Source organism: Sorangium sp. KYC3313 (genome assembly GCF_052075895.1).
Taxonomy (GTDB): Bacteria; Myxococcota_A; Polyangia; order Polyangiales; family Polyangiaceae; genus Sorangium; species Sorangium cellulosum_B.
The window spans coordinates 1081836-1094768 of the sequence record NZ_CP197255.1 but is presented as its reverse complement, the minus strand read 5'-3'; the positions used below and the strand labels follow the sequence as shown (position 1 = coordinate 1094768).

The following is a 12933-nucleotide window of genomic DNA, read 5'->3' as shown; positions in this document are numbered from 1 at the left end:
GAGCGCGCTCGCGCATCAGGGCGACGCGAGATCGAGAGTGCCTCGCTCGCGCGTCGGGGACGCGTGGACCGCCCGACGACACCGGCGAAGGCGCCTGCTCAGATGCCGTGGCCGAGCTCCACGCCGAGGACTCCGCTGAACCCGAGGTAGTCGTCTCGCGCCACCGTGTCGAAGCCGGGGACCGCCGTGAAGCTCGCGCCCACGTAGGGCCTGAACCACGGCGCGTCGTCCGGCTGGTACCCGAGGCGCAGCCCCGTGTCGACGACCAGGCCGAGGAAGGAGTCCTTGCCCGCGAAGAGCTCGTCCTCCCACGCGCTCACGCGGCGTCCGTCGGGCGTCTTGCGATCGTTCCCCTGCAAGTAGAAGCCGAACCCGCCGTAGCCGACCGTGATCGGGATCTGGACCGCCAGCGCTTGCGCGAAGGGCAGCCGGAACGAGAGCCCCACGTGCGCGCCCAGCATGGATCCGTCGGACTTGAGCTCGAGCGTGCGTTGCCCCTTGTAGGTCTGCCCTCCGGGCAGCGCGACCTCGAACGTGGCCGGATTCATGGGTCCCGGCCGCCCGAGCCCACCCAGGCCGAGGCGCACCAGGCCGTTGGCGAGGGTCACGCCGGCGGCGAACGCCGGCCCGTGCGACACGTGTCCTCCCAGGCCCATCACCCGCCACTCGAGGTCGACGAAGCCGCCGACCGGGACGTCCGGCGCGGGCCGGCGCGCGCTGCGCGCATCCGCAGCCCCGGGCGGCCCGGCATCGAAGGCGCCCGCGCCGGCGCGCACGGCGGCCCCGGACCCTGCGTCCGGAGCCTGCGCGTCGGCCCGGGCGGCCCCGAGCAGGAGCGCGAGGCACGCGCTCGACGCGAGCGTCATGAGGTGAAGGCGGTGGCCGCGGCGGTCAGTGAGCGACACGCGAGCCTCCTTGGCCGAGAGCGAAGCGCGCTCCGAAGGCGCCCTCGAGCAGGAACTTGCCGTTGTCGCCGTTGAATCCAAAGCTGCCTCCCGCGCTGGCGTCGAGGGTGAGGAGAACGTGCTCGGACACGGCGTAGCCGGCGCTCGCCGTCAGGACCTGCGCCAGGTCGGCCAGCTCCGTGGTCGGATCGAGCTCCAGCTCGAAGCCGACGGTGGCCCCGGCGCGGAGCAGCCACGCCTCGCCGAGCGCGACGTGAGCGACCATCGATAGCTCGTCGACGTGCCGGAGCGCCGACGCGGGCGCGTCGCCGCCTCCCCCGGTGCCGCCTCCGACATCCCGCAGCGCCAGGAACCCCGTCTTGAGGCGTAGATCGAGCTCGATCGGGCCGTGCGTCACGAGCGGCATCAGCAAGACCGCTGCGCCCGAGGCGCCGCTCGCGCCTCTCACCGTTTGCCCCCCCATGTACGCTCGATCGAGGGCCCAGAAGGAGGCGGTGGCTCCGAGCTGCGCCCCACCCGCGAGGCGTACGCGGCCGTCGAGCTCCAGGCCGCCGCCCGTGTCCCTGCCCACGAGGCGTGATCCAAGGACGAGGCGAGCCTCCGCGGGCCCCGGACCCGCGGAATCGGCGCCGCGGGGCGCGACCTCCGGCGGCGGGGATGCCCCCGTGGCCTCGGCCGCGCGGGCGCCCAGAGGCGGCAGCAGCGCGCTCAAGAACGCGAGGAGGCGGAGCAGACGGCCCCGCCTCGGCCCATCGAACGTGTGGCGTACGAGCATGCACGCAGGATGGTCAGCGCCCGCTCATGCCGGTAGCGATAGAATACGGCTTACAGTTATTTCAATTCAGAATAAATTGAGCCATGGATCGGTTCCTCGCGCTGCGCGTGTTCTGCAAGGTGGCGGACAGCGGCAGCTTCTCGCGGGCGGCGCGCGAGCTCTCCATGACGCAATCGGCCGCGAGCCGCGGGATCGCCGATCTGGAGTCGCGGCTGGGTCTCCGGCTGTTCGAGCGCACCACCCGGCGCGTCGCGCTCACCCTGGAGGGACGCGCGTACTACGAGCAGATCGAGGAGCACGTGCGCGCGCTCGAGGACGCGGAGCTCCGCGCCGCGTCCGGCTTCGGGGACCTCGCGGGCCGCGTGAAGCTCTCGGCGCCAGGGGCGCTCGGCCGCCGGCTCCTCCTGCCGGAGCTCGTGCGGATCATGCATGAGTCGCCGGGGCTCGTCGTGGACGCCGCGCTCACCGATCAGCGGGTCGACCTCGTGGCAGGCGCGTTCGATTTCGCGCTTCGCGTCGGCGTCCGCAGCGAGCCGTCGTTCATCGAGCGAACGCTGGGGACCTCGCCCCAGTGGCTCGTCGGCAGCGCCGGCCTGTTCGCGGGCAAGCCGGCGCCGACCTCCATGTCGGAGCTCGCCGCGGTGCGGGTCGTGGCGAGCGGCGGGGTGCGCGATCTCGAGAAGCTGGGGCTCACCGTCAGGCTCACGACCGACGACATCGAGACGAACCTCAGGGCGGTGGAGGCAGGGCTCGGCGTGAGCGTGCTCCCGCGCTGGCTGGTCGCGCGCCGGGTCCAGGAGGGGCGCCTGATCCGGCTCCTGCCCAGGCTCCCGCTGCCGAGCCCGCCCCTCGTCGTGGTCTACCCCCGGCGGCTCCGGCGCGTGGCGCGCCAGGTGCTGGAGCGGCTGGAGCGGCACCTCCAGAAGGAGCTCACCTCCGACGGATGAGCGCCCGCCGGGAAGGGTCGACGCTCACAGCGACTGGTGCCCGAGGCGCACCTGTATCGACGGGTGGCGACCTCTCGCCGAACAGCGCGCTCGGCCGCCTGATCCCGGGGTGGCGCCCGTCGTTCGCGTCCGACGACTACCTCCCGCGCAGCGCCCGCGCCATTCCGCGGGTGCGCGCGGTGCTCGAGCCGCTCGCGGAGAGCCTGCGCGCGTGGCGCCCGCCGAAGGCGAGGGGCGCTCGGCGCTGACGGCGTCGCGCGCCCGCGGGCTGGGCTATCTTCGACGGCCATGACCGCCGCCGCACACGCCCTGCCCAGAGGCCCTTCTTTGCGGATCGTCTGCGTGAACGACGTGTACTTGCTCGACAACCTGCCGCGCCTCGCGACCCTCGTGCGGCGGCACGCCGCCGCGCCCGCGGATCGCTTCCTGGCGGTGATGGCCGGCGACTTCCTCGCGCCGAGCCTGCTGTCGAGCCTCGATCACGGCAGGGGCATGGTCGACTGCATGAACGCGCTGCCGATCACGCACACCATCTTCGGCAACCACGAGGCCGACGTCGAGCTCCCGGAGCTCAGGGCGCGGGTGCAGGAGTTCCGGGGCACATGGCTCAACACCAACATGCCCTCGTTCGCCCCGGCGCTGCCGACGCACGAGATCCTCGACGTCTCGAGCCCCGGCGGGCGCGCTGTCCGGATCGGCCTCCTCGGCCTGCTCGTGCACGTGAAGGGTCTGTACCGGCGGGATGCGTTCGGGGGGATCGACATCGAGCCGGCGAACGAGGCGGCCCTCCGCTGGACCCGCCGGCTCCTCCGCGACGAGGGGTGCGCCTGCGTGATCCCGATCACGCACCAGAGCCGCGATCAGGACCTCGCGCTCGCGCGGGCGCAGCGCGATCCGCGCTTTCCCGTGATCCTGGGCGGCCACGAGCACGAGGTGACCCTCGACGACGTGGGCGGCTGCTGGGTCGTGAAGGCCGGCACGGACGCGGAGAGCGCCGCCATCATCGATCTCGTGTGGCCGGCCATGGCGCCGCCTGCCGGGGTGCCCGACCTGCCTGCGGTCGCTGTCCGGATCGAGGAGGTCGGCGCCTATCCCGAGGATCCGGCGATGCGCGCGCGCGTCGACCGCCACATGCAGATCGTGCGGGACCTCGACGCGGCCACCCTCCTCCGGCTCCCGCCGGGGAGCGAGCTCTCGTCCGTCGGGACGCGGGCCCAGCAGACGTCGCTCGGCGCGCTGCTCTGCTCGCGGATCCGCGACGCCTTCGGGGCGGACGGGTGCCTCTTCAACGGCGGTGGCATCCGCGGCGGTCGCGCGTACCGGGAGCGTTTCACGTACGGGGATCTCAAGGCCGAGGTGCCCTTCAGCAACGAGGTGGTCGCGACCCTCCTGCCTGGCCGCGTCGTCCGCGAGGCCGTCGCCGCGTCGCGGTCGCGCGCCCCCGCCCAGCACGGCGGTTACCTCCAGATCGACGACCGGATGGCGACGGACGCTCGAGGCGTCCTGAGCGCGATCGACGGCCTCCCGCTGGTCGATGGCCGCGAGTACCGGATCGCCCTCCCGCGCGGGCTCCTCGGCGGCATGGATGACATCGCGCCGCTGGTCCGCTTCGCCCAGGAGCACCCGGAGAAGGTGCCGCCGGCGGACAGCGGGCGCGATCCGAAGCTCGTCCTCGTGGAGTCGTTCGCCGCGGACCTCGTCCGCCAGCTCGGGCCCTTCGAGGCGATCGACGCCGACGGGGACGGCCGCGTCTCGGCCGAGGAGCTGAGGGCCGCCGCGTCGAGGGTGAGCTCCGAGACGCCGTCCGAGGTGGTCGTCGGCGAGATGATGAAGGCGCTCGACCGCGACGGCGACAAGCGCGTGACGCGCGGCGAGGTCGACGCGCTGTCCTCCCCGCCGGACGCGGGGGAGCGCGGTCGATCCGACCCCTGAGGGCCTCTTTCCGACCCCTGAGGGCCTCTTGGTGATGTGCCAAGGCCGTAGCGGCGAGGTGCCCCTCCTCCCGTGGCGGTTGCGACAGCCAGCGTCGCAGCCGGCGCGCTGCTGAGAGCCCCGTGGTGTAAGATGGGGAACCCCATGGCATCCATGCTGGCGAGCGCTGGGCGGGCCACGGCGGCGCGCATCGCGCCGTCGCGGGTGGCGACCCTGGACGTCATCTGCGCCGGGGAGGCCCTCTGGGATCTCGCGCCTCCGGGCGGGGCCTCGCTGCGGTTCCGTCCGGGCGGCGGCGCGGTGAACGCCGCGGTCGCGCTCGCGCGGAGCGGGCTGCGTGTCGGGCTCGCGGCCGCGCTCGGCGACGACGCGCCGGGCCGGGCGCTCCTGGCGAGGGTCGCGGCGCTCGGCGTCGATGTCGCGGGTGTGGCGCTGATCCCGGCCCGCCAGGGGCTCATCGTGCTGGAGGACACCGGCGGGGCGCGGCACATGGTCGCCCACCGCGCCGAGGACGATCTGCCCCTCTCGGTGCCCGAGGGGTGGGCGGCGCCGGTGCTGCTGCTCTCGGGGATCTCTCCGGCGCTCGCGCCGATCGCCGCGCTCTGCCGGGCCGCGCGGGCCGCGCGCCGCACAGGCACCGTCGTCGTCGTCGACCTCAACGCGCGATGGCGCCTCTGGGCCGGGCGCGATCCGCGCGTGCTCCACGCCCTGCTCCGCGAGGCCGACGTGGTGCGGTGCAGCGCGGCGGACCTCGCCGGGCTCGGGCTCGACGACGCCCAGGTGCGCGCCGCCATGCGGCCGAGCGCGACCCTGGTGCTCACCCGGGGCGCAGGCGCAGCCCGCGCCGCCGGCCCCTTCGGCGAGATCGCGCTCGCCCCGCCCGTCGTGGCCGAGACCCGCGCGGCCGGCGCGGGCGACGCCTTCACCGCCGCGATCTGCGCCGAGCTCGCCCGCGCCGGCGACCACGGCCCGGAGCGCCCCGACCTCTGGACCCGCGCGATCCAGCGCGGTCACGCCGCGGCGAGCGCGAAGGTCGGCCGGCGTTGACGTTGAGGCCGGGCTGCCCCGGCGGAGAGCGCGGTCACGGGCCCTTCGGCCCGCGCACCAGCGCCCCCGTCGCTGGCCCGCCGTCCCACGCGAGGCTAAAGTAGACGTTCGTCCCGTCCACGGCGATGCCCCACGGGTAGCTCAGGTTGCGCGCGTGCGTCGCGAGATCGCTCCCGTCGAGCCGCGCGCTCTGCACCTGGCCGTCGGCCTCCCGCGCGGTCGTCCAGAAGACGCGCGCGTCGTCGAACGCGAGCTGCGCTGGGATCTGCGGCAGATCCGGGACGACCCTGCGAAGCGGGCTCCCGGGCGAGAACGTGGCGATCCCGCGCCCCTCGATGAGCCACAGCGCGCCGCCGCGCGCCACGAGCGCGCGCGGGGCGACCAGCGCCTCGTGCAGCCTCTCCGGCGCGCTCGGCGGCGCCGCGTCGCGCGCCACCCGGTAGATCGCGCCGCCGGCCGCGCCGGTGCCCTGCGCGGTCACGTACACGTGGCCGGCGTCGAGCGCCACCCCGCTGGCGACGCCCGGGATGGCCGCGAGCATCACCTTCGCCGCGCCGGGCTCGGCGCCGAGCGGCAGCGTGAACAGCCCGCCGTCCTCGAACGCCGGCGGCGTCCCCGCCTCGACCCAGTAGAGCGCGCCCTGGTCGACCGCGAGCGCCGTGACGCCGCGGGCGTCGGGCGCGAGCTCGGCCACCTCGCCGCCGGCCTTCGGGACGGCCGCGAGGCCGCGCGCGTGCGCGAAGTACACAGCGGCCTCGCCGAGCGCGAGCGGGCCCGGGAGTTCCTGCTCCGGCGCGAGCGCCGCCGGCGCCCCGCCGTTCGGATCGAGCCGCATGACGCTCCCGTCCGGCGCGTCGCCCGAGCCCTGGTTCGTCCAGTAGAGCCCGGTCGCGTCCATCCTGAGGAACGTGGGCAGCCGGAGCTCGCCGGCGAGCACGGCGGCGTCGCAGGTGCCGTTCCAGCAAGCGTCGGCGCAGGTCACGCCGCAGGCGCCGCAATGGCGTGGATCCTCCGCGACGAGGGCCTCGCAGCCGTTGCCGCCGTCGCCGTCGCAGTCGGCCCGCCCGGCGTCGCACGCGAGGGTGCAGGCGCCCGCCGAGCAGAGCGCTGTCGCGCCGTCGCCGCCGGCGCAGCGCGCGCCGCACGCGCCGCAGCTCTCGACGCTCGTCAGCAGGGCGGCCTCGCAGCCGTTGTCGCTGTCGCCGTCGCAATCGGCGAAGCCTTCGGGGCAGAGGTCCTCGCGCGGCGCCGTGCGTCCGGAGGGCGCGGCGCTCGGCGGTGAAGAGCAGGCGGCGAGCAGGAGCGCGCCGAGACCGAAGCGTGCGTGGCAATGGTTCGAAGGCATCGGCGTCTCCTCAGAGGTTCGGGTGGACGACAGGCAGGAACGCCACGCACATCTCGTCGAGCGTCGACTCGCCGAGGACGATGTCCTGCGGCGCGGGCAGGCGCTCCTCGATGAGCTGCGCCGCGAGCGCCGGGTTCTCCGTGGTGTTGTCGTACGTGCAGCGCAGCTCGATCGTGTCGCCCGACCGCAGCGTGGGCAGCTCGTCGATCGGCGCGTCGTAGCTGTAGAGCCGCTGCCAGTTGTAGTCCCACGCGGGCGTCTGGACGAGGCACGCGCGGTCGGCCTCGTCGCCCCGCGGATCGGCGCGGATCTGGTCGACCTTGAGGTCGACGCCGGCCCGGTGCATGTGGCCGCTGGCGCCGTAGATCGAGATCTCGGGGATCGGGAAGTCGATGGTGTACCGCATCCGCTCGACGTGCCCCCGGGCGCCGGCCGGGATCCGGAACTCGACGCTCCCGCGGTCGCCCGGCCCGGGCAGGAGCCCGGTGCCGTCCCGGAGCGGCGCCTCGGCGTTGCCGAGCATCAGGTGCGAGAGCGCGCGGCGCGGCTTCTCGTCCATGAGGCGGAGCGCGACCCGGGTCGCGTCGGGCGAGGGCGCCTCGCCGGGCTTCGGGTGGTAGTGGACCTGCATCACGAGCAGCGCGTTCGCTGGCACCGAGATGCCGATGTCCGGCGGCAGCTCGAACGCCTGCGTGCCGGGCGCCCAGGCGCCGAGCAGCGATGTCTCGGAGAGGCGCGCGTCGCCGAAGCACTCGTAGCTGCCGCTCTCGCCGCCGAGCGCCTCGCTCTCGCGGTTCACGTCGATGAAGAGCAGCGCGTGGTGCACCACGGCGCGGTTGCCCGGCAGCACGTCGTAGCCCTGGACCCACGCCTGCTCCGTGAGCCCCGGATCGAGGACGAAGCAGCGGAAGCTGTCGGAGCGCTCCGCCGCGGCGAAGGGGGCCCTGGGCGAGAGCTCGAGGTCGGTTCGCGACAGGCCCGCCGCGACGGGGGTGGTGGGGGCCGGGGCGTCCGCGGGATCCCCCTCGGGCGCGCCGGCGTCGCTCCAGGCGCGGAGCAGGGCGATCTCGTCGAGGGAGAGGTGCAGGTCCCCCCGGAACGGACGAGGGGGCGCGCACTCGTCGGTCGGCAGGGCGCCCCACGGCGGCATCCGCCGCGCCGCGGTCTCGTCGGCGATGACCGGCGCGAGCGCCTTCGCGCTCTCGTACGAGGCCAGGCTCACCGGCGCGGTGCCGCCCTGCGCGTGGCAGCCGAGGCAGCTCTTCTGGAGCAGCGGCTCGATGTCCCTGTGGAAGGTCGGGGTGCTCGCGCCCGGCGCCGCCTCGGGGGAGCAGCCGAGGAGGAGCGCCGTGGCGGAGGGCAAGACGAAGTGGATGAGAAGACGCATGCGGGGCGCCCAAGCAGCGGGCGTGCCCGAGAGGATTGGCCGCAATCGGCGGGCGGCGCGCGAGGGCGCGTGTCCGCGTCCGGACAGGTGTCCGCGGCGGAGGCGGACAGGTGTCTTGCGCCCGCGGTCCGGCGTCGATTTCGTGCGGGGGACGAGCGAGGGATTCCGTCCTTCATCCGTCTACGTGGACGCCGCGCCGCTCCTCGGGGAGATGACATGACGTGCTGGAACTTCAACGAGGAGCGCCGACATGATCACCCTCTATCAGGCCCCTGCCGCGTGGGGCGTCCCGAACATCAGCCCGTTCTGCCTCAAGCTCGAGACCTGGCTGCGCATGGCCGGCCTCCCCTACGAGGTGCGCTCCGCCGACCCGCGCCGCGCGCCAAAGGGCAAGATCCCGTATGCCGACATCGACGGCTGTACCATGGGCGACTCGCAGCTCATCATCGAGCACATGGAGCGCGCCCACGGCGACAAGCTCGACGCCCACCTCACCGCGGAGGCGCGCGCTCGAGGCCACGTGATCCGGCGCATGCTCGAAGAGGCGTTCTACTGGATGGTGGTGTTCGTCCGCTGGAGCGAGCCCGAGGGGTGGGCCGCCTACCGCCCCATCTTCCTTCCGCTCATGCCGCGGGTCGTCGGCGGCGTGATCGTCGAGCTCTTGCGCAAACGGATGACCGGCATGCTCCGCGCGCAGGGCACGGGGCGCCACAGCCGCGAGGAGATCTATGCCCAGGGCAAGGCGGACCTCGGCGCCATCGCCACCCTGCTCGGCGACCAGCCCTTCATGCTCGGGACCGAGCCGAGCTCGGTGGACGCGACCGTGTACGCCCTCCTCGCCAGCGTGCTCCGCTTCCCCGTCGACTCCCCGCTGAAGCGCCACGCCGAGGCCCAGCCCAACCTCGTTGCCTACTGTGAGCGCATGCGGCAACGCTACTATGCCGACTGGAGCCCTCCCGCCTGACCTCCGAGGAATCCGCTCATTTGTAGCCCTTTTCAGCGAGGAAATTGAACAGAAAAGGTGGGGAAACAGGGAGCATTTGAAGAGCTCCTCCCCGTCTCCCCGCCTCCCTGTGAATTCTCCTCGCTTCCGCGCCCGGTTCGTATCAGGCGCCTTTGCGCGCGAGCCGATAGACCGCCGCCACGAGCTCGCCCGGCTGGACCGGCTTGGCGAGGTGGAGCTGGAACCCGGCGTCGCGGGCCTGAACGATGTCCTCGCGCCGGGCGAAGGCGGTGAGCGCCAGCGCCGGCACGGAGCCGCCGAGGTCCGGAGCGCGGGATCGGAGCTCGCGAAGGAGGGCGTAGCCGTCCTGCTCCGGCATGGCGATGTCGCTGACGAGCACGTCGGGCCGAGCGCGACTCATCATCTCCAGCGCTGCCGAGGCCGAGCCGGTCTCGTCCGCCTGGGCGCCTGCCTCGCGCAGCACCATGGTGACGAGCTCCCGCGCGTCCGGCTCGTCGTCGACGACGAGCACGCGCAGCCCGTCGAGCCGGGGGATCGTCCCGGCCGAGGGATGCTCGATCTCGGACGAGACCTCGGAGCTCTCGCCCTGCGCCAGGGCCACGGCCCGCACCGGCAAGCGCACGCAGAAGGACGCCCCTTTCCCCTCGCCGTCGCTCCGCGCGCGGACGGCGCCGCCATGGAGCTCGACGAGGTATTTGACGATCGCCAGCCCGAGACCGAGTCCGCCGTGCTGCCGTGTGGTGGCCGCCTCCGCCTGGCGGAACCGCTCGAACACGTGCGGGAGAAAGGCGGCCGAAATGCCTTTCCCGGTATCCGTCACCGTCACCTCGACGCCGCCCGGATGGAGCGCCGTCTGGAGTCCGACCTGCCCGCCGCCCGGCGTGAACTTCACGGCGTTGACCAGCAGATTCGTGACCACCTGCTGGAGGCGATCGGGATCACAGACGATCTCCCCGACACCGGGATCGAGCCTGACGTCGAGGGCGATGGCCTTCGCGTCAGCGGCCGGCCGGATGGCGTCGACCGCGGTGCGGACGAGCTCGTTCACGCTCGCGTTCCTGGGGTAGAGGCGGATCTTCCCGGTCACGATGCGCGAGCTCTCGAGGATCTCCTCGATGAGCCTGGCCTGCGCCTCGGCGTTGCGTTCGATGACCTCCATCGCCTTGGGCGCGAGCTCCGGCCGCGAGCGCTGCATGCGCGCCCACCCGAGGATCGCGGTGAGGGGCGTGCGGAGCTCGTGCGAGACGATCGCGAGGAACTCGTCCTTCAGCCGGCTGGTCTCCTCGGCCTGCGCCAGGACCTCGGCCCGCTGCTGCTCGAGGCGCTTCTGATCGTCGACGTCGGTGCAGGTGCCGAACCAGCGGAGGATGCGCCCTGCCTCGTCACGCATCGGCAGCGCGCGGCCCAGGAACCAGCGGTATGCGCCGTCGGCGCGCCGGAAGCGGTACTCGATCTGGTAGTCTTCCCCCGTCTCGACGGAGCGAACCCACCGCTCCCAGGCGCGTTGCTGATCGTCCGGGTGCAGCTGGTCGTTCCAGCCGGCGCCGCGCGTGGCGTCGGGCGTCTCGCCGGTGTAGTCGTACCAGCGGCGGTTGTAGAAATCGTGATAACCGTCGGGCCGCGTCGACCAGACGAGCTGCGGCATCATGTCGAGGATGCGGCGAAGGCTGCGCTCGACCTCCGGGATGTCGTGGGTCTCCGAGGTCAGCGCTGGGGCGGCCGGCACCGGGGCGGCGCGCTCCTCGACGAACAGGATCCCGACGAACGCCACGGCGCTTGAAGCGTCGCGGATCGGGAAGTAGTGCCCGGTGAACGGCGCGCCGCTGATCGAGCCGAGCGGCACGGCGCGCGAGACGCCGTCGAGCGCCGCGCAAAGCGCCGAGGCGTGCCCGCCCCGCAGCGCGGACGCGATCTCGCCGCGCTCGTCGGTGCGCGGGCCGAACCTCGCTCGATACGCCGGGTTCTCGTGGGTCGCGACGCCAGCCGGGCTCAGCACGAGGACGGGGAGGGGGAGCCCCCCGATGACGTCGTCGAGCCACAGCTGCTCTTGCTGCTGCTTCATCCGCGACGACACCCTATAGCGCACCGGCGCGATCGGCGCCGTCGGCGCGTCGCGACCTCGCGGCGGACGAGCGGCTTCGCGAGCAGGCGAGCGTGCCGGGGCGATTCGAGTGCAACCGCCTCGCAAGTTCAGCCAGCCCTGGCCTGTCCGTCGTACCTGGGCATCACGCCCGTGTCCTTGAGCCGCATCCGCGCGCAGCGCCGGCGCGCGTGACCTGGACGCGACGCGCCGGCGTCAGCCATCGCCGGCCGCCTGCGCGTCTCCCTCGATCTCGCGCTTCAGGGCGCGGTCCAGCACGAACGTCCCGAAGGGGACGAGCGACGCGACGAGCGCCGCGAGCGAGCGGCGATGCGGCCAGTCGCGCTCGCTGGCCGCGCGAATCAGCGCGCCGACGAACAGGAGGAAGAGGAGCCCGTGGGCGCTGCCGACGATCCGTACGGCGATCGGCAGCTCAAAGAGGTACTTGAGCGGCATCGCGACGCCGAGGAGGGCCAGGAAGGACAGCCCTTCCAGGAAGCCGACGAGGCGCAGGGTGCGGAGCGTGTTCATCGTCCGGCACCAGACCAGGCGGGGCGAAAGACCATCATCAGCAGCACCACGAAGAGAGGGGTAAAGGTCATTACGAACGCGCCGACCGTCCGTCGATCGCGCGCGGCGCTGTGGACGAGGGCGAGCTGCGAAGCCAGCGACGGGGCGATCTCCGCTCTGTCATGGGGAGTTGCAGCAGCGCGGTCAAGAGGTATCCCGCGATCCACGTGACGACCAGCCCCCGGGAGGCCGCGGCGCGGACGGCGCGCTTCAGCTCGCTCTGCCGCTCCTCTCGGCGGCGATCTTCCGCATCTGCCGATCGTAGGGATCGAGGACGCTCAATATGCGCTGCGTCAGCTCGGGGCCCGCAGCTTCGGGCACCCCGGCGTTGAAGGGCGGGGCGGGGTCGTATTCCAGCATGAGCTGCGTGAGCTTCGCGGCATCGTCTCCGCGCAGCAGCGCCAGCAGCGCCAGCCCGAAATCGATGCCTGCGGTCACCCCGCCGCCCGAGATCCGGTTGCGATCGACCACCACGCGCGCCCGGACACTCTCCACGCCGAACGCCTCGAGGATGTGGCGCGTGGACCAGTGTGTCGTGGCCTTGTATCCTTCCATCAAACCTGCCGCGGCCAGGATGAGCGACCCCGTGCACACGGAGGTCACGTACCTGGAGCGGGCGCCCCGATCCCTCAGGAAGCGGAGGATCTCCTGATCCACCATGGCGTCGGGGGTGCCCATGCCGCCCGGCACGAACAGGATGTCCAGGTCGTCCGGACAGTCGCTGAAGGTCGCCGTCGGCTGGATAGGAATCCCCGAGTCAGTCATGACCAGGTCGCGCGTCTTCCAGAGCAGATAGGTCGTCGCATGAGCGGTCAGCACGCTTTGAGGGCCGATCAGATCCAGCGCCGTGAGGCCCGGGTAGAGCACCATGCCGACCTGGAGCGGCGGCTGAGGATCTGGCAGCTTGAACTCATAGGCGTCCGTCATCTTTCGTCCCTGATCCCTTTCGTTTGTCGACCTGCGGAGGAGCGCCTCGATGGC

The 12933-nt window shown here is 73.0% G+C and carries 12 protein-coding genes; 5 read left to right on the top strand and 7 right to left on the bottom strand.

Annotation, left to right across the window (positions count from 1 at the left end; all coding sequences use genetic code 11):
• Positions 1-98: 98 nt before the first annotated feature.
• Together ACSRUE_RS04320 and ACSRUE_RS04315 are read right to left on the bottom strand one after the other, a co-directional pair.
• On the bottom strand, positions 99-905 hold the full coding sequence (locus ACSRUE_RS04320; RefSeq protein WP_441289915.1) for a hypothetical protein: 807 nt from the start codon (positions 903-905) through the stop codon (positions 99-101).
• Entirely contained in the window at positions 892-1680 is a 789-nt protein-coding gene (locus tag ACSRUE_RS04315) for a hypothetical protein (RefSeq protein WP_441289914.1), read from the bottom strand. Before ACSRUE_RS04315 ends, ACSRUE_RS04320 begins: the two co-directional genes overlap by 14 nt.
• Before the next feature lie 83 nt (positions 1681-1763).
• Here ACSRUE_RS04315 and ACSRUE_RS04310 point away from each other — a divergent pair, with 83 nt between their 5' ends.
• The 4 genes from ACSRUE_RS04310 (at position 1764) to ACSRUE_RS04295 (ending at position 5606) form a co-directional block, all read left to right on the top strand.
• Positions 1764-2627, top strand: coding sequence for a LysR family transcriptional regulator (locus ACSRUE_RS04310; protein WP_441289913.1), 864 nt, complete (start codon positions 1764-1766; stop codon positions 2625-2627).
• Complete coding sequence (locus tag ACSRUE_RS04305; protein WP_441289912.1) at positions 2624-2875, top strand: hypothetical protein; 252 nt, start codon at positions 2624-2626, stop codon at positions 2873-2875. Before ACSRUE_RS04310 ends, ACSRUE_RS04305 begins: the two co-directional genes overlap by 4 nt.
• Positions 2876-2969: 94 nt before the next feature.
• Complete coding sequence (locus ACSRUE_RS04300; RefSeq protein ID WP_441289911.1) at positions 2970-4559, top strand: 5'-nucleotidase C-terminal domain-containing protein; 1590 nt, start codon at positions 2970-2972, stop codon at positions 4557-4559.
• A gap of 144 nt (positions 4560-4703) precedes the next feature.
• Positions 4704-5606, top strand: coding sequence for a PfkB family carbohydrate kinase (locus ACSRUE_RS04295; RefSeq protein ID WP_441289910.1), 903 nt, complete (start codon positions 4704-4706; stop codon positions 5604-5606).
• A gap of 34 nt (positions 5607-5640) precedes the next feature.
• On the opposite strand, the gene ACSRUE_RS04290 is transcribed toward ACSRUE_RS04295, so the two are convergent.
• Positions 5641-6951, bottom strand: a complete 1311-nt coding sequence (locus ACSRUE_RS04290; protein WP_441289909.1) for a hypothetical protein — start codon at positions 6949-6951, stop codon at positions 5641-5643.
• Between the two features lie 10 nt (positions 6952-6961).
• Complete coding sequence (locus ACSRUE_RS04285) at positions 6962-8338, bottom strand: monooxygenase (protein ID WP_441289908.1); 1377 nt, start codon at positions 8336-8338, stop codon at positions 6962-6964.
• 250 nt (positions 8339-8588) lie between these two features.
• On the opposite strand from ACSRUE_RS04285, the gene ACSRUE_RS04280 reads away from it, so the two are divergent.
• Positions 8589-9302, top strand: coding sequence for a glutathione S-transferase family protein (locus tag ACSRUE_RS04280; protein ID WP_441289907.1), 714 nt, complete (start codon positions 8589-8591; stop codon positions 9300-9302).
• A gap of 142 nt (positions 9303-9444) precedes the next feature.
• Here ACSRUE_RS04280 and ACSRUE_RS04275 read toward each other — a convergent pair whose 3' ends face one another.
• The 3 genes from ACSRUE_RS04275 to ACSRUE_RS04265 all read right to left on the bottom strand — a co-directional run bounded on the left by ACSRUE_RS04275 (position 9445) and on the right by ACSRUE_RS04265 (position 12879).
• Positions 9445-11364: a hybrid sensor histidine kinase/response regulator gene (locus ACSRUE_RS04275; protein ID WP_441289906.1), complete on the bottom strand. Its 1920-nt coding sequence runs from the start codon at positions 11362-11364 to the stop codon at positions 9445-9447.
• Positions 11365-11598: 234 nt separating this feature from the next.
• Positions 11599-11913 (bottom strand): DUF3817 domain-containing protein, encoded by a 315-nt coding sequence (locus ACSRUE_RS04270; protein WP_441289905.1) that lies wholly within the window; start codon positions 11911-11913, stop codon positions 11599-11601.
• A gap of 249 nt (positions 11914-12162) precedes the next feature.
• Positions 12163-12879 carry a DJ-1/PfpI family protein gene (locus tag ACSRUE_RS04265; RefSeq protein WP_441289904.1) on the bottom strand — a complete coding sequence of 239 codons (717 nt, stop codon included), beginning with the start codon at positions 12877-12879 and terminating at the stop codon, positions 12163-12165.
• Positions 12880-12933: the final 54 nt, after the last annotated feature.